Below are 20,863 nucleotides of genomic sequence, written 5' to 3' on the forward strand. Positions count from 1 at the left end.
CAACAACAAAGGGGAGAAGGAAAAATGTCAGGATTTTTTGCCAGCGGTGAATTGGAGGATATTGCAGAAAAAGTGGAAGCAGGGGAGCGCCTGGATTTCACAGACGGCGTGCGCCTGTTTGCATCGGGGGATCTGTTGACCATCGGGCGGCTGGCCGATCTGGTGCGCCGGCGCAAAAATAAAGACCGGGTATATTTTATTGTGAACCGGCACATCAACCATACCAACATCTGCCTTAACCGCTGCCCCCTGTGTGCCTTCGGCCGGGACAAGGACAGTCCGGGAGCCTATGTGCTCTCCCTGGACGAAATAGAAAAGCGGGCTTATGAAAGCCGGGGCCGGGGGATCTCCGAAATTCATATTGTAGGCGGCCTGCACCAGGACCTGGAAATGGACTATTACCTGGAAATGCTGCGGCGGGTGCGCCGGGCCTTACCCGGTGTGGTTATCCAGGCCTTTACGGCCGTGGAAGTGGATCACCTGGCCCGCACCAGCGGACTTTCCCTGGAAGAAACTTTAAAAGCCCTGATGGAGGCCGGACTGGATTCCCTGCCCGGCGGGGGGGCGGAAATCTTTTCCCCGCGGGTAAGGGAGAAGATCTGCCCGCGCAAAATCAGCGGCGAACGGTGGCTGCAGGTACACGAGACGGCCCACCGCCTGGGTATGCGTACCAACGCCACCATGCTTTACGGCCATATCGAAACCATGGAAGAACGGGTGGATCACCTGCTCCGGCTGCGGGCACTGCAGGACCGCACCGGCGGATTCCTGGCCTTCATCCCCCTGGCCTTCCACCCGCAAAACACCGCCCTGGAGCCCCTGGGGCTGGCCGGTACCACCGGATATGACGACCTGAAGGTGCTGGCCGTGGCCCGCCTGTTGCTGGACAACTTTGACCATATCAAGGCTTTCTGGATCATGATCGGTCCCAAGCTGGCCCAGGTTTCCCTGTCCTTCGGCGTGGACGACCTGGACGGCACGGTGGTGGAGGAAAAAATCGCCCACGACGCCGGCGCCCAGACGGGGCAGCATTTGGCCAGGGAAGAGCTGGTGAACATGATCCGGGCGGCGGGCCGCCGGCCGGTGGAGCGGGATACCCTGTACAATGTGCTCTGGGAGGGTTAAAAGTGGCCGCCATACGCCTGGGACAGGTGGAGTACCTGAACTGCCTGCCGGTTTACCACGCCCTGGAGGAGGGGCTCATTCCCTTTGACGGGGAACTGGTCAAGGGGCCGCCCACCAGCTTGAACCGCCTGTTTCTGGAAGGGAATCTGCATATAACCCCCGCCTCATCCATTGAATACGCCCGCCACCCCGACCGGTGCATTATCCTGCCCCGGCTGTCCATTGCGGCCGACGGGCGGGTGGCCAGTATACTCTTATTCAGCCACCTGCCGGTGACGGAACTGGAGGGGAGAAAGGTCCTGGTGACCACTTCCTCGGCCACCTCGGTGGTACTGCTGCGGGTACTCTTTGAGCACTACTACCACGTGGAGGTGGAGTTCTGCCCGGCCCCGCCGGACCTGACCACCATGATGGCCATGGGGGACGGCGCCCTGCTGATTGGCGACGATGCCATGCAGGCCCACCAGCAGGTTATCCAGCAGGGCCTGCCCCTGCTGGTCACCGATCTGGGCCAGGCCTGGAAGGATTTCACCGGGGAGAAGATGGTCTACGCCCTGTGGCTCATCCGGCGTGACTTTGCCGAAGCTCACCCGGAAGAAACCACCGCCCTGGCCGAACTGCTCTTCCAGGCCCGGCAGGTGGGCATGGCCGATCTACCGGCTTTGATTCAAAAGGCCCGCCGGCGCACCGGCCTGCCCCTGCCCGTGCTGGAAGATTACTTTACCATCATTCGCCATGACTTCGATGAGAGCTACCGCCGGGGATTGCTCACCTTTTATGATTACGCCTATAAAAGCGGCATCATCGAGGAGCGGGTCAGGCTTGATATCTGGGGTGAGAAATAGTGGGCAAAATAAAAGCAATACTGGAAAAGGCCGCGGCGGGGGAAAGGCTGTCCCTGCAGGAAGGAACGGCGCTCCTGAAGGAAGCCGATCTCCTGGACCTGGGCAGGGCTTCCGACCTGGTCCGCCGCCGCCTGCACCCGGAGAACCGGGTTACTTTTATTATTGACCGGAACATCAACTATACCAATATCTGTGCATGCGGCTGCCGCTTCTGTGCCTTTTACCGCCGGCCGGGTGATGGTGACGCCTACGTGCTGGACCGGGAAACCCTTTTCCAGAAGATCGAGGAAACCATAGGGGCGGGGGGTACGGAACTGCTCATCCAGGGGGGGCTGCACCCGGAACTGGGACTGGATTACTACCTGGACATGCTCCGCTCCATTAAGGAACGATATAATATTCACATCCATTCCTTTTCCCCGCCGGAAATTGTGCATATGGCCCGGAAGGCGCACCTGTCCGTCAAAGAGGTGCTGGCCTCTTTAAAAGAAGCCGGGCTGGATTCCCTGCCCGGCGGCGGGGCGGAGATACTGGTCAACCGGGTGCGCCGGATCATCAGCCCCCGCAAGATCTCCTGGGAAGAGTGGATGGAGGTCATGTCCACGGCCCACCGGCTGGGCATGCGGACCACAGCCACCATGATGTTCGGCCATGTGGAAACGCCGGAGGAAAGGGTGCTGCACATGGTACGGGTGCGGGAACTGCAGGACCGCACCGGGGGTTTCACGGCCTTTATCCCCTGGAGCTTCCAGCCCAAAAACACCGCCCTGGGAGGGGAGGCGGCCACCGGGGTGGATTACCTGCGCACCCTGGCCGTCTCCCGCCTGATGCTGGATAACGTGCCCAACCTGCAGGCCTCCTGGGTGACCCAGGGAGCCAAACTGGCCCAGGTGGCCCTCTTTTTCGGCGCCAATGATTTCGGCAGCACCATGCTGGAGGAGAATGTGGTGCGGGCGGCCGGGGTAACCTACCGGGTACCCCTGGCGGAAATAATGCGCTGTATCCGGGAGGCCGGCTTCACCCCGGCCCAGCGGGATACGCTCTACCGGATAATCCGGGAGTATTAGCCGGGCGGAATAACATCCTCCCGGAGTGCGGAAATAGTCCCGCAACCTTGCATTTTTCCCGGTGCCTGCCCTATAATGGTGAAGATATTACCTGTCGGAGGCAAAAATGGTGGCTCAGGATAAAACGAACTTGCTGCGCCAGCTGCCGTCGGTGGACGAGATTTTACGTGCCCCCCGGACGGCAGAGCTGCTGGAGGAATATCCCCGGCCACTGGTGGTGGAAGCCGTCCGGGAAGGGCTGGACCGCTGGCGGCGGGCCATTTTAAATAACGAAATATCCGGCGAGATACGGCGGGAAGAAATATTGCCCCGGCTGGCCGCAGACATAGGCCGCCTGGTCCACCACCGGGCCAGGCGTAATTTGCGCCGGGTGATCAACGCCACCGGGGTGGTCCTGCATACCAACCTGGGGCGGGCCGTTTTGAGCCCGTCTGCCCGGGAGGCGGTCCAGATGGTGGCCGCCGGATACTCCAACCTGGAGCTGAACCTGGACAGCGGCAAACGGGGTTCCCGCTACGCCCCCCTGGAAGGACTGCTCGCCCGGCTTACCGGGGCCGAGGCGGCCATAGTGGTGAACAACAATGCCGCCGCCGTCCTGCTGGCCTTGAGTACCCTGGCCCGGGAGCGGGAAGTGATTGTCTCCCGGGGCCAGCTGGTGGAAATCGGCGGATCTTTCCGCATTCCCGAAGTCATGGCCCAGAGCGGGGCCAAACTGGTGGAGGTGGGAGCCACCAACAAGACTTATCCCGACGACTTTCGCCGGGTGATCAATCAGGAAACGGCCCTTCTTTTGCATGTCCATGCCAGCAACTACCGGATCATTGGTTTTACCCGGGAAATTACCATTGCCGAACTGGTAGCCCTGGGTAAAGAGTATAATTTACCGGTAATGAGCGACCTGGGCAGCGGTTTCCTGGTGGACCTGTCCGGCTGCGGCCTGCCGCCGGAACCAACGGTGCAGGAAGTGGTGGCTGCCGGTCCCGATGTGGTCACCTTTTCCGGGGACAAGCTCCTGGGCGGTCCCCAGGCCGGCATCATTGTAGGCCGCCGCCAGTACATTGAAAAAATGAAGAAAAACCCCCTGACCCGGGCCATCCGCATAGATAAAATGACGGTGGCCGCCCTGGAAGCCACCCTGCGGGCCTATCTGGAGCCGGAAAAGGCCATGGTGGAGATCCCTACTTTATACATGCTCACGACCCCCTTGGAGAAACTGGAGGAAGAAGCGCGGGCGCTGGCGGAAGAATTACAAAAGATGGCCGGATCCCTGGCACAAATTGCCGTGGAAAGAACCGTTTCCCGGGTGGGCGGTGGAGCCATGCCCACGGCGGATTTGCCTTCCCTGGCCGTTACCGTATGGCCCTGCCAGATGAACAGCGAAGAACTGGCCGCCAGGCTCCGTTCCAGTGAGCCGGCCGTCATGGGCCGGGTGCAGGAAGACCGGCTGGTACTGGACGTGCGCACCGTTTTACCCGGGGAAAGGGGGATGCTGGCCCGGGTGGTGGCGGCAGCACTGGATCCAGAAAGAAAGGGGGCGGAGTAATGGACAACCTGATCATCGGAACCGCCGGCCATGTGGATCACGGCAAAACCATGCTGGTCAAGGCCCTCACCGGTGTAGACACGGACCGCTTAAAAGAAGAAAAGGAACGGGGCATTTCCATTGAACTGGGCTTTGCCCCCCTGACCCTGCCCGGCGGCCGGCGGGCGGGCATTGTGGACGTACCCGGCCATGAACGGTTTATCAAGAATATGCTGGCCGGGGTGGGGGGCATCGACCTGGTCCTCCTGGTTATTGCCGCCGATGAAGGGGTAATGCCCCAGACAAAGGAGCATATGGACATCATCAACCTGCTGCAGGTAGAGCGGGGCGTGGTGGTATTGACCAAGATCGACCTGGTGGATGAGGAGTGGCTGGCCCTGGTCAGGGAGGAAGTGGCCGGGTTCCTAAAAGGCACCACCCTGGAAGGGGCCCCGGTGGTGGAAGTATCCACCATAACCGGTCAGGGTCTGGATGAACTGGTACGGACCATCGACCGGGTGGCCGCGGAAGTGCGTCCCAAACCGGCCACCGGACAGGTAAGGCTGCCGGTGGACCGGGTATTCTCCGTCACCGGCTTTGGCACCGTGGCCACCGGCACCCTCTGGAGCGGGGTGATGAAAACCGGGGATCTTCTGGACATAATGCCCGCTGGTATCAGCACCAGAATCCGTTCCCTGCAGGTACACGGCGCCAGGGTGGAGGAGGCCCGGGCCGGCCAGAGGGTGGCCGTAAACCTGACCGGGGTGGAGGTGGAGGATGTGCCCCGGGGCAGTGTGCTGGCCGCCCCGGGGAGCCTGCTCCCGTCCCACCGCCTGGATGTGCGCCTCCTTTTAATTCCGGAGACCAGACCATTAAAACACCGGGCACGGGTGCGCCTGCACCTGGGCACAGCGGAAATTCTGGCCCGGGTAGTTCTTTTAGACCGGGATGAGCTCTCTCCCGGAGAAAAAACCCTGGCGCAGCTGGAACTGGAAGAACCGGCGGTGGCTGCCCGGGGCGACCGGTTTGTCATCCGTTCCTATTCCCCCATGCATACCATCGGCGGGGGCAGTGTCATCGACCCGGTGGCGCGGAAGCACCGGCGGATGCGGGAGGAAGTGATTAGAAGCCTTTTGACCCGGGAAAAGGGCACACCCGAAGAACTGCTCTTCCAGCAACTGGACAGCCGTCCCGCCCTGTTTACCGCCGCCGAACTGGCCCGGGCCGCCGGCTTAAGCGAAGATGAGGCGGGAAAAGCCCTTTCCTCCCTGTCCGCCGGGGGCAAAATGCGGGAGATTCCCGCGGAAAAACAATCCTATTTTGTTTCCCGCCGGGTATACGGGGAATGGGGGGAAGCCGTCCGCCAGTTGCTGCAGGATTACCACCGGGAATTCCCCTTGCGTGAGGGCTTTCCCAAAGAAGAGCTACGTTCCCGCAAATTTCCCCAGCTGAACAGCAAACAGTTGCAATTTATCCTGGCGGCCATGGAAAAAGACGGCCTGGTCAGGGTACACGCCCAGGACGTTTCCCTGCCGGACTTCTCCCCCCGGCCCGGTCCGGCACAGGAAAGACAGGTGAACGGGCTGCTGCAGCTGTACCGGGAAAGCGGTTACCAGCCTCCGTCCTGGAGTGAGGCCTGCCGGCAGGTGGGGCTAACTGGCCCACAGGCAGGGGAGATCCTGCAGTACCTGCTACGACAGGGGGCGCTGATAAGGGTTTCCGATGAGATTTTATTCCACCCCGTGCCCCTGCAGGATCTCCGTAAATCACTGGTGGATTTCCTCCAGGAGAGGGAAGGGATCAGTGTGGGGGAAGCCCGGGATCTGTGGCAGACTTCCCGCAAGTACGCTCTGCCCCTGCTGGAGTATTTTGACCGGGAAAGGGTAACCCGGCGGGTGGGGGATAAAAGGGTGCTGGCCAGGGGATTGGAACAAAAAGACCGGCCATAAAGGCCGGTCTTCCCCCTCCCACCGGAGAGGGGTTCATCATCCCCGTTTCTCTCCCGGCCATAGGAAAAGGCCCGTGTCTTCATCAAATACCCGTTCAAAGCCGGAGTCCTTCTCATGCAGCAGCTCTGTAATCACATACTCACAGGCAAATACCACCGTCCCTTCGGCCAGGTGGCCGCCGGCCATCCGCCCGTCTTCAGCCATCAGCCCGATGTGGGCGTGCACAAAGGGCTGGCCGCCTTTGAGGGAAACGTTACCCGCCAGGCTGATGATCTCGTGGGGGCGGTCAAATTCCAGATAGGAGTAGGTGCGTTTTTGCTGGTCATAAAAGCCCACCCGGGCACGCTGCACGGCACCGATGGCCCTGATGTCCCCCAGCTGGATATTTTCGTTCACACAGAGACGGGTCAGGGATTCCAGCAAATCGGCACCCTTCGGCAAACGGCCCATGATCACCCGCCCGCGACTCACCGGTCTGGTAAGCATGCTCAGATCACCCTCTTTGGAAAATTCTTTTGTAAATACAAAGAGGACCGGGAAACCCCGTGTCCTCCAGTGAAACCTTTTGCTACCAGCTACTTGCGTTGCTGTTGCTGTTGCGGCTGCATTACCTTGTACTGGGGCTCCTGCTGTTCAATATAGTTTACCCGCCCCCGCAGGCCCTGGGTTATTCCTTCCAGTTGGTTGGCAAAACTGGAGAACATTTGTTTAGCCGTTTGATCCTGGGCATCCAGGGCAAAGGTCTTCAAGTCGGCAGCAGCGCTTTCCAGAGAGGCCAGGGTCTGGTGCATCTTTTCGCCAATGGTCATGAAAAAACCTCCTTCTGGTCATAACTTTTTTCAGAGCAACCTGCATCTTTATTATGAAACAAACGGTCAAAAAATATGGCCGGTTGATTATGTTAAATAATATCACGTTTCACAAAAAACCCAGGAAAATCAAGGGCCGGGCGGTATTTACCATTTTATTCCGGGCCAATTTCTAAGTCTAAGAAGTCCAGTAAAATCAAGGCTCGTCCATCCTGTCCAAGAAGTTCATGTAAGCGCTTACATAAGTGTCTCGATGTTCAAAATCAAAAGGACAACTTATTAAGCTCAGAAGCTTGCGTGAGAGCAGCTGGGCTTAACAGGTTGCCCTTTGCTTTTTTTATAACCTACCGCCGGGAATATCTTGTCATGGAACGCCTGTTTGTAGTACAATATGGAAAAACCCATGGAGGCGGTTTCCATGTCGAAAACTGCGTCTAAGCCGGCTACGCGGGAAGAGGTACTTGAAAAAACGCTGAACGAGATCAAATCCAAGTTCGGGGACGGAGCCATCATGCGCCTGGGCGAGAACCCGAAGATGAACGTTCAAGTAATACCAACCGGGATATTGTCCCTGGACCTGGCGACCGGAGTGGGCGGGTTGCCCCGGGGGCGGATCATTGAGCTTTTTGGTCCTGAATCGTCCGGCAAAACTACGGTGGCGCTGCATGTGATCGCCGAAGCCCAAAAGACGGGCGGCATCGCGGCGTTCATCGACGCGGAGCACGCCCTGGATCCCGTCTATGCCAAAAACCTGGGAGTGGATATCGAAAGCTTGCTGGTTTCCCAGCCGGACTATGGAGAACAGGCCTTGGAAATATGCAACATGCTGGTGGTGAGCGCCGCCGTGGACGTGGTAGTCATAGACTCGGTGGCTGCTCTGGTGCCGAAAAGTGAGATCGATGGGGAAATGGGTGACGCCCACGTGGGACTCCAGGCACGGCTGATGTCTCAGGCCATGCGCAAACTGACGGCGATAGCCTCCAGGAACAAAACTGTCGTAATTTTCATAAATCAGCTTAGGGAAAAGGTAGGGGACAACAAGTTCGGCCCCACGCCCGAGGTCACTCCCGGTGGAAGGGCGCTGAAATTCTACTCATCCATGCGGCTCGACGTGAGGAAGAAAGAGGCCATCAAGGACGGGAACGAAGTGATCGGGAGCCGCACGGCCATCAAAATCGTCAAAAACAAAGTCGCGCCTCCGTTCAGAGAAACCGCTGTGGACTTATTCTACGGGGAAGGCATCTCGAAAGAGCTGGACGTGCTGGACATGGCTCTGGAGTACAAAATAGTCCAGAAGTCAGCCGCGTGGATTTCCTATAACGGCGATCACCTGGGCCAGGGCAGGGAAAACGTACGCAAGTTCTTGAAAGCGCACCCGGAAATGGTGGCCGAGCTGAGTCAGAAGGTTGTTGAGAAAATCGGAGCGGGGGCGGCAACGGCTGATAATGCGGGGGAGGAGAACGCGGCTGAAAGTAAAGTGGTGTACCTGGCAAGGGACCCGGAGTGACCAAGCTCCCCTAAAGGCCATCCGGAATTGTAACGAAAAGGTTGCTTGTACCGATAACTCACCAGGCACGTATACCTACCGCTGGGAAGCCCTGCGTCTTCAGTGGTAGGTCCACCCATATTCAACGGATCACAGGTAAGATATCAACGTAACGTTACCCTCTTCTAGTTTCTTAGCTGAAATTACATATTTAACAATATTCCCCCATAAAAGGAATTTTAAAAAATTTTGTAGAAGGAAAAAGTGGACCTGAATATAAGGGGGTGAGCACAACCGGCCGTTTGGGTAGAAGAGAATACTTTTCCCGCTGATGGGCATATTCGGCAGAAATGAGGGGGAAAACAATCTGGTTAATCATCCGGCCCGTTTCCTGGTTCAGAAAACCAAGACCTTTGACAGCAACGGACCTGGCTTCCTCGAAAGACAAACCAAACCGATCCATGCTTTCCCTGACCAGCCAGTGAAAAAGGCATTTTTGTCCGACAGAATTCGTTTGGACCAGGAGATTTTGGCGGTGAAACCTGGGGCGTCCCATGCAATCACCCCACATCGGATTTTTAGAGGGTCTTATTGGCTGGGGATATGCCGCTCCCCAGCCATGACTACGAGTGACAATGACCATCATGACTACCATGTTATTCCTGAATACCAGTTTAATAGCGGAACTAAACATTGTCCAGCAACGGGTATAGCCTCTTTAGGGAGAGATTTCCCTTACGGGTTAAACCGGTGGATGGAGGTGAATATTTAAGGCATTTGACAGGGCCTCAATGCTTGGCAGTTGCATCAGCCTTTGCAGAACAAATGCTCTATACAAGGCTGTGCGTTCAAATCCTGGCCGACCGATTTCCCTGTAATATGGAACTTTTTCTGGATCGGCTCAACATCGTTAGAGGAGAGGGCTAAAAAGATATGGTCGTCATGGTCGGGATTTTGTACAAATACTTCGAAGGGAAAAAGGATTTCTTGTAGAAAGTACATGTGGGGGATTTCCCTCGTGTGCTTTTGTTTGGAGCTATGATAAAATTCGACACGAGGAAGGATATCCCTTCTTTTTATGCTAATTTGTGTGATCCGAGTTAAAAAGAGGTGTTGGGTAAACTTGATCCAACTTCTTGCGTAAGCCTTGATTTTTAAGAATTACGAATTTTGCAGGTAACACGTTTTGTAAAAAGCAGCTAGCCCAATACCCATGGGATAAAGGTCTATCCTGAACGTGGTGCCGACGGTAAAAAGAAGTACTTAACATAGACTTTCTGTGGCACGTTAGCAAAAGAAAAAAGAAGGGCCGTTGAATTAGAAATCGGTCATCGGTCCAGGAATATGTGTCCAGGCAAAATATGCTATTTATCTTGGCGAGTATCTTGAAGGAGCGATTTCGGCAGCGAAGAATGGCGTGTAGCGGAGATGGGAAACCTATACATGCACTGCGTCGTTTGATGTCGGTAGTAGGTCATCAGTATCGCCGGAGCTGAAAATGCAAATTGATTTATTTATACCAAAGGGATGGAAAAAATGAGAGGGTTGAAGATCGCCTTGATTGCTCCCTATGATGAACTATCCCGCCTCGCCTCGGAGGTATGCGTGGAACTGGGTGAAAATATTGCTATTGCCACAGGGGACCTAGTGGAAGGGGTATCCGTGGCCAAGCAATTTATAGAACAGGGTATGGAGGTGTTAATTAGTCGGGGGGGTACAGCAACAGCCATCAGGGCCTCGGTGAACGTTCCCGTAGTAGAGATTGCCATTAGCGGCTTTGACATTATCCGGGCCATAAACCAGGCTAGAAGGAAAGGCAGAAAAATAGGCGTAGTAGGGTTTAAAAATGTAATTTATGGTAGCAAGAGTCTGGCTGAAATCCTGGATGTGGAAATCCACGAGCTGGTGATCGGCAGTTCATCCGAAGCGCAGGAGGCAATAAAGGAAGCCCGGGACCAAAGGGTGGATGTACTAGTGGGAGACGTGGTGGCCACTAGGATGGCCCGTGAATATGGTCTGGAATCGGTACTGATTACATCTGGTAAAGAAGCCATTTCACAGGCCATCAGAGAAGCCCATGAAATCGGGGCCGTGCGCCAGCAGGAGCGGGCCAGGGCCGAACAGTTGAAAACAATTTTGGAATTTGCCTTTGAAGGTATAGTGGCAGTGGATCAGCAGGGTTATATTAACTTAATGAATCCCGAAGCGGAAAAGTTGCTTCAATTGGACAGGGATCAGGTCATCGGCAAGCAAGCTGCATATGTTCTGCCCGAAATTCCCTTCAAAGAGGTGCTAGAATTTGGCCGGATCCGTTTTGGTGATTTGAGCAGGATCAATGGTAATCTACTAGTTCATAACGTTGTTCCGGTGATCATAAGCAATCAAACCATGGGTGCCGTGGCCACCATTCAGGATATCAAGCATATCCAGGCCGTGGAAGAAAAGGCGAGGAAGGAACAATATGCCAAAGGCCTGGTAGCCCACTATTCCCTGGCCGATATTGTAACCACAAGTCCTCTGGTTCAGGAGGTTATTAATAAGGCGCAAAAATTTGCCCGGGTGGACTCCACTATTTTAATTCACGGTGAGACGGGAACCGGGAAAGAGCTCTTCGCCCAGGGTATACACAACGCCAGCCAGCGGAAGAAAGGGCCCTTTGTGGCTGTAAATTGCGCCGCCCTCACGGAAAGCATTCTGGAAAGCGAACTCTTTGGTTATGAAGAGGGGGCTTTTACCGGGGCTAAAAAAGGGGGCAAGAAGGGCCTGTTCGAGCTGGCCCATGGGGGCACCATTTTCCTAGATGAAATTGGTGAACTTTCCCCGAACATCCAGGCCCGGCTGTTGCGGGTTTTGCAGGAAAAGGAAATAATGCGCGTGGGCGGGGACAAAGTAATACCTGTGGATGTGAGAATTATTGCCGCCACACACAGGGATCTTCAGGAATTAATTCGGCAGGACAAATTCAGACGGGATTTATACTACAGGTTAAGTACGCTGATTTTGAATATACCTCCCCTCAGGGAGCGTTTGGAAGATATTCCGGTGCTGGTGCGGGTTTTATGCCGGGATCTGGCCGGGAAGCTCCAGCTCAAACCGCCGGAGTTTTCCCATGAAGCCATTAAGATGTTAAAACAATACACCTGGCCCGGCAATATCCGCGAGTTGAAAAACCTGCTGGAACGGGTGGTGGTATTAAAAAACGGGGGTACCGTCGAAGCTGCGGATATTGATAAACTGATTGATAATGGATCCCCGGGTTCAGCTTTTATTTCATTATCAGGACCGGTGAAGCTAACGGGTACGCTGGCGGAAATTGAAGAGCAGCTTATTTTAGAAGCTGTCAAACGTTCCAGAAACCGGGAGGAGGCGGCCAAAAAACTGGGCATTAGCACCACCACCCTCTGGAGAAAACTAAAAATGATTTCACATTGAAATATGAATTGCAATTTGAAAACCAGATATATGCTTCTGGACCCCCTGCCCTTAAATATTTAAAAGGGCAGGGGTATTTCATTTTGAAATGGTTAACTTTTATTATAATTACGAAAAAAGGGATTATTGCTGCCAGGGTAGAGCCTTTTATACTGGTACGCCATTTGCACTAAAGTAGTGGAGGCTATACGATAAAGCGTTTGGAGGAGGTGGAGTCCTTTATACTGATACGCCATTTGCAATTGGGAAAAACACATTAAGCTTAAGGTGAGTGCCATGAACAGGATCTGCATTATTGCCGACGATCTAACAGGTTCCACCGATACGGGGGTGCAATTCAGTAAGCACGGTTTATCCACCGTCGTGGTCTTTGATTATACCGCGCTAAAAGATATGCAAAGCCGGGCCGCAATCCTCTCCATCAATGCGGAAACTCGTAAAATGGACGAGCAAAGCGCGTACAATCGTGTAAGGGAAATTGTAAAACTATTACGTACAATGGGCTTTCAATACTTCTACAAAAAAATTGATTCCACCCTGCGGGGTAATCCGGCCGGGGAAATAGAGGCAATTATGGATGAAATGAATCAAAACCTGGCTTTTATCGCCCCATCTTATCCAGCCAACGGTAGAATAGTGGAAAACGGTTACCTTTACATCAAAAGGCAAACAGGAGATAAAAAAGATGAGCAACTTTTTCCTCTGGGGTATGTTCCGGGGTTGCTTGAAAGAAATATGAAAAGATCACTGGCGTTAATCCATCTGACAGATATACGAAATGGTGTACATCAGCTCCGGGAAAAAATTAATGAATTAAAATTGGCCGGCAGACAGATTTTCCTCATGGATGCCGTAACGGATGAGGACTTGATGATCATTGCCCTGGCCATCAAGGATCTGGCTCATAATTCAGTGGTGGCCGGTTCGGCCGGCCTGGCTGCTTGGCTTCCTTCAGCCTGGGGAATGGTGGGCGAAAAACTTAAAGAGGATAGCCATAAAGGTGCATTGCTTTTTATCGCCGGGACATGCAACCCGGTGACCGCCGAGCAGATTAGAGAAATACAAAATGTGCATTCCGTTCAACTGGTGGAAATGTCTACAAAACAAATCATTAAGGGTAGTGCTGGAGAAGAGATAGCAAGGGTGACAGCAAAGATAAGGGAATATTTAAGCCAGGGAAAAATAACAGTGCTTGCCGTCGATACCCTGTTAAAAAATAGGAATGAGTCTTATCAAACCGAAATGATGACCAGTAATGCCAGTAAAATTGCCCGAAGTTTGGGAGTTATTGCCGAGCAACTGACTCATGAAAGGCTAGTCAATGCAATGGTTGTGGCCGGGGGAGATACTGCCGTACATGTATTCAATGCCCTGGGGGCTAGCGGCATTATTTTGGAAAATGAAATTGCGCCCGGTATACCCCGGGGAAGGCTTGTGGGGGGTCAATTTCATGGTTTGCCGGTTGTAACCAAAGCCGGTGGGTTTGGAGAAAGGGATTCCCTAGTTACCGTAACCAATCATCTAACTAAAAAGCAGGAGGGGTGGGTTCAATGAAACCGGTAATCGGCATAACTATGGGTGACCCGGCTGGAATCGGACCGGAGATTGCGGTAAAAGCCCTGGCCAGAAAAGAAATTTACGAGAGAAGCCTTCCCGTTATCATAGGTGATCTGGAAGCAATTAAAGAAGCCAATGAGTTTACGGGATTACACTTAACAATTCATGAGATTGAAAATGTCGGGCAGGCAAAGGGGGAACACGGCACTTTAGATCTTATCAACCTTAAGATGCTTGCTCCGGGGAGCTGGCAATACAAACAGGTAAGTGCCCTGGCCGGTAAGGCTGCCTTTAGTTATATAGAAAAAGCCATTCATCTGGCCCTTCAAGGAGCAATACAAGCGGTGGTTACCGGACCAATCAATAAGGCGGCGTTAAATCTGGCCGGATACCATTATGCCGGTCATACGGAGATTTTTGCCCGTTTGACCGGAACGAAGGATTATGCCATGATGCTGGCTAGTAAAGTAATGCGGGTTGTCCACGTAACTACCCATGTCTCCATGCGGGAGGCCTGTGATCTAATCACGAAAGACAGGGTTTATACGGTAATAAAACTGGCTTACAATGCCATGAAGATGCTGGGGATTGCTGATCCCCGGATTGCCGTGGCCGGCTTAAATCCTCATTGCTCCGAGGATGGACTTTTTGGTGACGAAGAGGCCAAGGGCATTACTCCCGCTATAAGGAAGGCAAAGGAAGAGGGTATTAATGTGGAAGGTCCCGTTCCCCCTGATACGGTATTTGTCAAGGCCCTGGCCGGTCAATATGATGTGGTTGTGGTAATGTACCACGATCAGGGGCACATACCGGTAAAACTCACTGGTTTTAAGCTGGATGCCGCCACCAACAAGTTTACTTCGGTCAGCGGTGTCAACTGTACTTTAGGCTTGCCCATAATTCGCACATCGGTAGATCATGGAACTGCCTTTGGTAAGGCCGGCGAAGGCCGGGCGAATGAAGAGAGTCTGGTTGACGCCATAAATATGGCCGTACAAATGGCCAGATCCAGAGGACAGGAATAAATCAATTTTAAAATATAGGGAGGAAGTTATCAATGGCCGAGCTAATGAAGGGTGTTGTCAAGGAGAAACCGGAACCGGGTGCCGTATACCGGGAGGATCTGCCCGTACCACGGGTAAGAGATAATGAAATTTTGGTTAGGGTTAAGGCCACAGCCATTTGCGGCACGGATTTGCACATTTATCCCTGGACGGAATGGGCGCAGGCTAGGTTAAAGCTACCCATGGTTTTTGGCCATGAATTTGCCGGCGAGGTGGTAGCCCTAGGCTCCATGGTTAAAAATTTTCGAATTGGCGACCGTGTGGCCGGCGAAACCCATATACCCTGTAACAACTGTTACCAGTGTCAAACTGGTAACCAGCATATATGCGAAGAAATGAAAATTATCGGGGTGCATACTCCGGGATCCTTCGCGGAATACATTTCCATACCGGTGGACTGCGCCTGGAAATTGGATGATAATATCAGTTATGAAATTGGCGCCATGCTTGAGCCTATGGGTGTGGCCGTCCACGGGGTTCTTTCCGGGGAAATTGGTGGTAAAACAGTGGCCATCTTTGGGTGCGGTCCTATTGGACTTATGGGGGTAGGGGTGGCTGCCGCCTGTGGGGCATCCAAAATTTTTGCCGTTGACCTGGTGGAAGATAAGTTAACCCTGGCCATGCAGATGGGTGCCCATGTGGTACTGAATTCCGGCTGGGACGATGTAGTGGATGCCATAAGAGAGGCCACCCACGGCCAGGGTGTGGACGTGGTGGTAGACTTCACCGGCAGTCCCAAAGCCATACAGGATGGTTTTAAAGTAATCCGCAAGGGCGGGCGTTACTCCCTGGTGGGGTTGCCCAATAAGCCGGTTAGCCTTGATTTAAGCGAATACATTATTTATAAAGAAGTGACAGTTATCGGGGTAACCGGCAGGTTAATGTATAAAACTTGGTGGCAATGCACCGATTTGTTGAAGTCCGGCAAAATAGATATCACACCGGTGATTGGCGGAACATATCCTTTGCAGGACTATAAAGCTGCTTTTGAAGCGCTGATGAATGGTGCCCCGGGCAAAATGATATTAATTCCCTGAACAGGAGGACAAAAATGCGTGTTGCCGTAGTTACCGAGCCCTATAAAGTGAAAATCGAGGAAATGGAGAAGCCGGTTATTGGACCCGAAGATGTTTTGATTAGAGTAATGAGTGCGGGAATTTGTGGATCGGATCTGCACCTATTCAAAGGTACTCATGCTTTCAGAAACCCGCCGGCGGTCCTGGGGCACGAAGTAGCCGGGGAAGTGGTGGAAACCGGTTCCAATGTCACCCGTTTTCGGGTGGGGGACCGGGTTACTGTGGAACCACAATTGGGGTGCGGTCAGTGCGAGTTTTGCGCGGCAGGCCTAGTCAACCTTTGTACGGGCAAGGTTGTTCCGGGAACGCCTAAATGGTGCGGTACCTTTGCTGAGTATTTTGCAGCACGGGAAGAAATTACCTATAAACTTGCGGAGGGGGTGAGTTATGAATTAGGAACGCTGGCCGAACCGCTGGCGGTGGCCGTGCACGCCATCAGGCGCCTGGATTTATCCGAAAAGAATTCCATTGCTATCTTAGGTTCGGGTACCATTGGTTTGCTTTGTCTGGTGGTGTCCAAGCAGTATGGCTTTAAGCAGGCCATATGTACAGATACGGCGCCCTATAACCTGGAGATGGCCATAAGATTGGGAGCCGATTTGGCCATTAACCCGTTAAAGGAAGACGTCGTGAAGGCGGTCAGGAAATTTACCGGCAGCCGGGGGGTAGATGCTGCTGTTATTGCCGCCGGCGCACCCACAATTATTGATCAAGCGTCGGCTATGACCCGCCGCCGAGGGGAAATTGTGCTGGTGGCCATGATCACCGAAAAGGTTCCGGTGTATTCCTACAGCCTGGTTTTTAACGAGCAGAGGTTATCAGGGGCCATGACCTACCAATCGCGGGATTTTGAGGAAGCTGTGCGTCTGATCAACGACGGCTTGGATCTCTGTGATCTAGTGACCCATAGGCTGCCCATGGAAGAGACGCAAAGGGGTCTGGAAATGCTAGATCGGAAGACGGAAAATGTGGTCAAGATTATCGTCCATCCTTAAGTTTTTATCATTTGTGAGCCAAGGAGGGTTTAGTGTGAAATTTGTAAAGTCAGCTCTTCTATTTTTGCTGGCGATGGGTTTGATTATGCTGTCTGGTTGCGGGGGTCAGTCCAAAGGGGGCGCATCCGGGAGTGCTGATAGCAAAACGGTGGTTCTTAAATTGGGCCATATTCAATCGGAAAATGATCTGTGGCAGCAGGGTGCTTTAAAATTCGCCGAGGAAGTAGAAAAGAAAACCAATGGCCAGGTGAAAGTACAGGTTTATCCCAACTCCACCCTGGGCGGGGATAGGGACATGGCCGAAGGCCTGCAGGTAGGAGCCGTGGATTTTGCCTTGATTGCAGGTGTGTTGGGAAACTTCGAACCTTCATTTCAGATTCTGGAGCTACCCTACCTTTTTGATAACGAAGAGCAGTTCCGCAAAGCGATTTACGGGCCCATCGGCCAGGAACTGACTGACAGGCTGCTTAAAAGAGCCAATATTCGCGTTCTGGCTTACTGGGACCGAGGTCCTCGCCAATTGACCTCGAACAAGCCGATCAATTCCCTTAACGATATTAAAGGCTTAAAATTGCGGGTGCCTGAAATTCCGGCGATGGTGGAAACGTGGAAGGCCATGGGCGCCAATCCCACCCCCATGGCCTGGGGCGAAGTTTATACGGGACTGCAACAAAATGTAATTGAAGCCCAGGAAAATCCCATACCCTTTATCTATGGCGGACGCATCTATGAGGTGCAAAAATATCTGGCTATTACCAACCATAAATATGAATATGTTACCATAGCCATGAGCAACAAGACATGGGAAAAGTTAACTCCGGAACAGCAAAAGGCTATTCAGGAAGCAGCCAAAGTGGCCACGGATTACGAGAACCAGCTGGTGAAGGAACAAACGGATAAACAGTTAAAGGAAATGGAAGCAAAAGGTATGAAAGTGACCCATCCGAACATTGAGGAGTTTGCCCGGGCGGCACGCACCGTCCACAAGCAATTTGCCGACAAGGTGGCTCCAGATATCTATCAAAAGATTTTAGAGATAAAATAAGGTGTTTTCTGGATATTCCCCTTCCCCAGCCGGGGGAGGGGAACATCCAGGAACGGGGAGGGGTCCTGGAGTGGAAAAGGTGGAAAGGATAATCTCTAAATTTCTTTATTATTTTTGTGGCTTGCTGATGTTGATTATGGCCACGGTGATTTTTGCCCAGGTGGTGGCCAGGTATGCCCTGCACAACTCCCTGACCTGGTCCGAAGAAGTAGGCCGTTATGCCTTTGTCTGGATCACATTTTTCGGTGCTGCTCTGGCTGTAAAGGAGCGGTCTCACGTTGCCCTGGACAACCTGGTAAAAAATTTGCCCATTACTTTGCAAAAAATCATACTTTTTACTGGTTATATGTTGATGATTATCTTTAGTATGGTTATGGCCTATGCCGGCTGGCAAATTTTTGAGCTTGGTGCCAACCAGCTCAGTGCCGCCACACAGATCCCCATGAAATGGGTCTATATAGCCATTCCCGCCGGAAGTGTATTAATCATTGTCTACCTTTTGAAAAACCTGATCGAGGATATGGGTAAAAGGGGGTCCTAAGGAATGGCAACCATATTGTTTACTGTATTTGTGGTCCTGGTCCTGCTGGGCCTCCCGGTGGCCTTTGTTTTGGGCCTTGCTTCCCTGGCGGCCATCGTTTCTGTGGGTAACTTTCCGTTGATGCTCGTCGGTCAACGCATTTTTACCGCCGTGGATTCATTTCCCTTGATGGCCATTCCCCTGTTCATGCTAGCGGGAGCATTGATGAACTATGGAGGTATTACCAAACGCATTATAGACTTTGCCCTGTCTCTGGTAGGAAACATCAGGGGAAGCCTGGCTTACGTTGTTTCTATAAGCGGTGTTATTATGGGTGGCATTTCCGGTTCCGGCGTTGCCGACACGGCAGCCATCGGCTCCATTATGGTTCCCGAGATGACCAGGCGGGGGTATGACCGTGCCTTTTCCGCCGCCCTGGTGGCTGCTGCCGGAAGCATAGGGTTGATTATTCCCCCCAGCATTGCCATGATCATTTTTGGCGTGACCACCCAGGCTTCCATCGGCGACCTTTTTTTAGCCGGGGTTATTCCTGGAGTGTTGATTGGCCTGGGGTTCCTGGTGGTTTCCTACTTCGTGGCCAGGAAGCAAAATTACCCCATGGAGGGTCAAATGACCTGGATCGAGAGAGCTCGGCGTTTTAAAGATGCCCTTTGGGCACTGTTGATGCCGGTAATTATCATTGCCGGTATTCGCGGGGGTGTCTTCACCCCTACCGAAGGAGGGGCTGTGGCGGCAGCTTACGCCTTTTTTGTGGGAAAGTTTATTTACCGGGAAATCAAGTGGGTGGATATACCCAAAATACTGTACGAGTCGGTAATAAGCACCGCAGTGATCTCCTTTATTATCGGCACCACATCATTATTTGGCTGGTTGCTGGCCAGTGAACAGATACCCCAGCAGCTGACCAGGGGTTTACTGGAGCTTACCGACAACAAATATATATTATTGTTTTTGATCAATATAATTTTGTTGATTGTGGGCATGTTTCTGGACAGCGGACCGGCAATTATATTGCTCACTCCCGTCCTGGCCCCGGTGGCCAGTTCCCTGGGGGTGAATATGGTGCAGTTTGGCTTGATCATGGTGATTAACCTAACCATTGGGCTGTTAACCCCACCGGTTGGTACGGCGTTGTACGTTTCAAGCAACATATCGGGAGTGCCTCTTATAAATCTTAGTAAGGCCATGTTGAAATTCTGGGCGGTGATGCTCTTTGTGCTGGCTCTGGTTACCTATGTTCCGGCATTAACCACATGGGTGGTGAAATAGGGTAGGGCTGGTTTACTGCCAATACACCGATACAAAAAGCGGGCCGGACAAAACGGTCCCCTCCATTTCACCAAACCTTTGTTAGGAAAAGCCCGTCATTATATATTTTGGATTAGTATGTTGCCGGGCGAGATTGGACCGAGCGGTAGGTAGCCAGAACGAATGTGCACCGGAGCTGAACGATAGCTTGAATTAAAAGATCTTATAACCTGATAGTGAGCCATCCTTTCTCCCTCCTGGTGATTGAGATTTTGACATTTCTTATCTACCTGAGGGAGGGGTGGCTCTCCTGTTTCTGATCACCAATTTTACACCATTATAATGGACATAACTCAGCCAAAAGAGTACCAAATACGGGAAAATTTATAGAAAATGAGAATAATAAGGTGTACCCCCTAGACTTCTCGAAAAAATTTGCATCATCTCAATTGACGTCAACAACAGCAAAAAGCGTTATTAGAGACTGTCGAAAAACCCCCCATGGCCATTTACCAATAAATAACATTCAGTAGTATTTGGTTATGATCTAATGCAAGATATTGAAATAAGGAGATAATTGCTCCATAAAGAAGGATAATCACCATTAATGTCTAATATTACCTCCAAGAGAAATCATTCTTTCTGGAGGTAACCATGTACAAGCCGACCAAAGGACAACAAATATCCTTGTTTGACTCTCGATTTGTATGCGAGAATCTTTTTGCCAAGGACAGTATCTATCGGGAGATTCGCCAGATTTGTGATGAGTTTGTACAAAGGATCGACTTCACACCGCTATACTGTCCGAACAACGGCCGGCCGGCACAACCGGAGATACTGATGAAAGCCCTTGTCCTGCAGCGATTAGACAACTTATCTGATCGGGAATTGGAGCAAGCCTGCCGGTTTGATATCCGCTACAAGTATATCCTTGGTCTGGAGTTAGATGATATGGGCTTTGACCATAGCACATTCGGAAATTTTCGGGACCGCCTGCTGGAGTCCCAACAACACAAAGAGGCCCTTTTCACCCTGGTACAGATGATTACCGATGCCGGGCTGATCAAGAAAAACGAAAACCAGCGCACAGATTCTTTTCATA

Annotated in this window: 18 protein-coding genes; 15 read left to right on the forward strand and 3 right to left on the reverse strand. The window is 52.6% G+C overall.

Annotated features, from left to right (window positions below):
- Positions 1 to 24 precede the first annotated feature (24 nt).
- The 5 genes from mqnE (at position 25) to selB (ending at position 6,508) form a co-directional block, all read left to right on the forward strand.
- Positions 25 to 1,125 carry an aminofutalosine synthase MqnE gene (mqnE, locus tag GFC01_RS07290; RefSeq protein WP_152945975.1) on the forward strand — a complete coding sequence of 367 codons (1,101 nt, stop codon included), beginning with the start codon at positions 25 to 27 and terminating at the stop codon, positions 1,123 to 1,125.
- A 2-nt stretch (positions 1,126 to 1,127) separates the two neighbouring features.
- Positions 1,128 to 1,970 (forward strand): menaquinone biosynthetic enzyme MqnA/MqnD family protein, encoded by an 843-nt coding sequence (locus GFC01_RS07295; protein ID WP_341473816.1) that lies wholly within the window; start codon positions 1,128 to 1,130, stop codon positions 1,968 to 1,970.
- Positions 1,970 to 3,037 (forward strand): cyclic dehypoxanthinyl futalosine synthase, encoded by a 1,068-nt coding sequence (gene mqnC / locus GFC01_RS07300; protein ID WP_341473817.1) that lies wholly within the window; start codon positions 1,970 to 1,972, stop codon positions 3,035 to 3,037. The genes GFC01_RS07295 and mqnC overlap by 1 nt, the downstream gene beginning before the upstream one ends.
- A 106-nt stretch (positions 3,038 to 3,143) precedes the next feature.
- Positions 3,144 to 4,580: an L-seryl-tRNA(Sec) selenium transferase gene (gene selA / locus GFC01_RS07305; protein ID WP_152945977.1), complete on the forward strand. Its 1,437-nt coding sequence runs from the start codon at positions 3,144 to 3,146 to the stop codon at positions 4,578 to 4,580.
- Entirely contained in the window at positions 4,580 to 6,508 is a 1,929-nt protein-coding gene (gene selB, locus GFC01_RS07310; RefSeq protein WP_152945978.1) for a selenocysteine-specific translation elongation factor, read from the forward strand. The genes selA and selB overlap by 1 nt, the downstream gene beginning before the upstream one ends.
- A gap of 36 nt (positions 6,509 to 6,544) precedes the next feature.
- On the opposite strand, the gene GFC01_RS07315 is transcribed toward selB, so the two are convergent.
- Both GFC01_RS07315 and GFC01_RS07320 read right to left on the reverse strand, forming a co-directional pair.
- Positions 6,545 to 6,994, reverse strand: a complete 450-nt coding sequence (locus GFC01_RS07315; protein WP_152945979.1) for a PPC domain-containing DNA-binding protein — start codon at positions 6,992 to 6,994, stop codon at positions 6,545 to 6,547.
- 89 nt (positions 6,995 to 7,083) lie between these two features.
- Complete coding sequence (locus GFC01_RS07320; protein ID WP_152945980.1) at positions 7,084 to 7,317, reverse strand: DUF1657 domain-containing protein; 234 nt, start codon at positions 7,315 to 7,317, stop codon at positions 7,084 to 7,086.
- Between the two features lie 418 nt (positions 7,318 to 7,735).
- Here GFC01_RS07320 and recA point away from each other — a divergent pair, with 418 nt between their 5' ends.
- The gene (recA, locus tag GFC01_RS07325; RefSeq protein WP_152945981.1) at positions 7,736 to 8,824 is read left to right on the forward strand and encodes a recombinase RecA; all 1,089 of its coding nucleotides are present in this window, start codon (positions 7,736 to 7,738) and stop codon (positions 8,822 to 8,824) included.
- A gap of 190 nt (positions 8,825 to 9,014) precedes the next feature.
- Here the strand turns inward: recA and GFC01_RS07330 are convergent, their stop codons facing one another.
- Entirely contained in the window at positions 9,015 to 9,449 is a 435-nt protein-coding gene (locus tag GFC01_RS07330) for a hypothetical protein (protein ID WP_152945982.1), read from the reverse strand.
- 890 nt (positions 9,450 to 10,339) lie between these two features.
- Between GFC01_RS07330 and GFC01_RS07335 the strand changes: the two genes are divergently transcribed.
- The 9 genes from GFC01_RS07335 to GFC01_RS07375 all read left to right on the forward strand — a co-directional run.
- The gene (locus tag GFC01_RS07335) at positions 10,340 to 12,235 is read left to right on the forward strand and encodes a sigma 54-interacting transcriptional regulator (RefSeq protein ID WP_152945983.1); all 1,896 of its coding nucleotides are present in this window, start codon (positions 10,340 to 10,342) and stop codon (positions 12,233 to 12,235) included.
- Between the two features lie 276 nt (positions 12,236 to 12,511).
- Positions 12,512 to 13,789 carry a four-carbon acid sugar kinase family protein gene (locus GFC01_RS07340; protein WP_152945984.1) on the forward strand — a complete coding sequence of 426 codons (1,278 nt, stop codon included), beginning with the start codon at positions 12,512 to 12,514 and terminating at the stop codon, positions 13,787 to 13,789.
- Positions 13,786 to 14,817, forward strand: a complete 1,032-nt coding sequence (gene pdxA / locus GFC01_RS07345) for a 4-hydroxythreonine-4-phosphate dehydrogenase PdxA (RefSeq protein ID WP_152945985.1) — start codon at positions 13,786 to 13,788, stop codon at positions 14,815 to 14,817. The genes GFC01_RS07340 and pdxA overlap by 4 nt, the downstream gene beginning before the upstream one ends.
- A gap of 32 nt (positions 14,818 to 14,849) precedes the next feature.
- Positions 14,850 to 15,893 (forward strand): L-threonine 3-dehydrogenase, encoded by a 1,044-nt coding sequence (gene tdh, locus GFC01_RS07350; protein ID WP_152945986.1) that lies wholly within the window; start codon positions 14,850 to 14,852, stop codon positions 15,891 to 15,893.
- 14 nt (positions 15,894 to 15,907) lie between these two features.
- Positions 15,908 to 16,927, forward strand: a complete 1,020-nt coding sequence (locus GFC01_RS07355; RefSeq protein ID WP_152945987.1) for a zinc-dependent alcohol dehydrogenase — start codon at positions 15,908 to 15,910, stop codon at positions 16,925 to 16,927.
- Between the two features lie 160 nt (positions 16,928 to 17,087).
- Entirely contained in the window at positions 17,088 to 17,972 is an 885-nt protein-coding gene (locus GFC01_RS07360) for a TRAP transporter substrate-binding protein (RefSeq protein WP_243137325.1), read from the forward strand.
- 70 nt (positions 17,973 to 18,042) lie between these two features.
- Positions 18,043 to 18,513, forward strand: a complete 471-nt coding sequence (locus GFC01_RS07365; RefSeq protein WP_152945988.1) for a TRAP transporter small permease subunit — start codon at positions 18,043 to 18,045, stop codon at positions 18,511 to 18,513.
- A gap of 3 nt (positions 18,514 to 18,516) precedes the next feature.
- Entirely contained in the window at positions 18,517 to 19,782 is a 1,266-nt protein-coding gene (locus GFC01_RS07370; protein WP_152945989.1) for a TRAP transporter large permease, read from the forward strand.
- A gap of 633 nt (positions 19,783 to 20,415) precedes the next feature.
- Positions 20,416 to 20,863, forward strand: a 448-nt coding sequence (locus GFC01_RS07375) for a transposase (RefSeq protein WP_194174859.1), incomplete at its 3' end; no start/stop codon positions are given.

Origin of the sequence: Desulfofundulus thermobenzoicus, from assembly GCF_009428905.1 — a bacterium.
Taxonomy (GTDB): Bacteria; Bacillota; Desulfotomaculia; order Desulfotomaculales; family Desulfovirgulaceae; genus Desulfofundulus_A; species Desulfofundulus_A thermobenzoicus.

What these genes read in the sequence shown, in the direction of transcription:
- selB (WP_152945978.1), top strand. Translation starts at nt 4,580, where the DNA reads ATGGACAACCTGATCATCGGAACCGCCGGCCATGTGGATCACGGCAAA.
- selA (WP_152945977.1), top strand. Translation starts at nt 3,144, where the DNA reads ATGGTGGCTCAGGATAAAACGAACTTGCTGCGCCAGCTGCCGTCGGTG.
- recA (WP_152945981.1), top strand. Translation starts at nt 7,736, where the DNA reads ATGTCGAAAACTGCGTCTAAGCCGGCTACGCGGGAAGAGGTACTTGAA.
- GFC01_RS07315 (WP_152945979.1), bottom strand. Translation starts at nt 6,994, where the DNA reads ATGCTTACCAGACCGGTGAGTCGCGGGCGGGTGATCATGGGCCGTTTG.
- GFC01_RS07320 (WP_152945980.1), bottom strand. Translation starts at nt 7,317, where the DNA reads ATGACCATTGGCGAAAAGATGCACCAGACCCTGGCCTCTCTGGAAAGC.
- mqnE (WP_152945975.1), top strand. Translation starts at nt 25, where the DNA reads ATGTCAGGATTTTTTGCCAGCGGTGAATTGGAGGATATTGCAGAAAAA.
- GFC01_RS07330 (WP_152945982.1), bottom strand. Translation starts at nt 9,449, where the DNA reads ATGATGGTCATTGTCACTCGTAGTCATGGCTGGGGAGCGGCATATCCC.
- pdxA (WP_152945985.1), top strand. Translation starts at nt 13,786, where the DNA reads ATGAAACCGGTAATCGGCATAACTATGGGTGACCCGGCTGGAATCGGA.
- GFC01_RS07340 (WP_152945984.1), top strand. Translation starts at nt 12,512, where the DNA reads ATGAACAGGATCTGCATTATTGCCGACGATCTAACAGGTTCCACCGAT.
- GFC01_RS07335 (WP_152945983.1), top strand. Translation starts at nt 10,340, where the DNA reads ATGAGAGGGTTGAAGATCGCCTTGATTGCTCCCTATGATGAACTATCC.
- tdh (WP_152945986.1), top strand. Translation starts at nt 14,850, where the DNA reads ATGGCCGAGCTAATGAAGGGTGTTGTCAAGGAGAAACCGGAACCGGGT.
- GFC01_RS07370 (WP_152945989.1), top strand. Translation starts at nt 18,517, where the DNA reads ATGGCAACCATATTGTTTACTGTATTTGTGGTCCTGGTCCTGCTGGGC.
- GFC01_RS07355 (WP_152945987.1), top strand. Translation starts at nt 15,908, where the DNA reads ATGCGTGTTGCCGTAGTTACCGAGCCCTATAAAGTGAAAATCGAGGAA.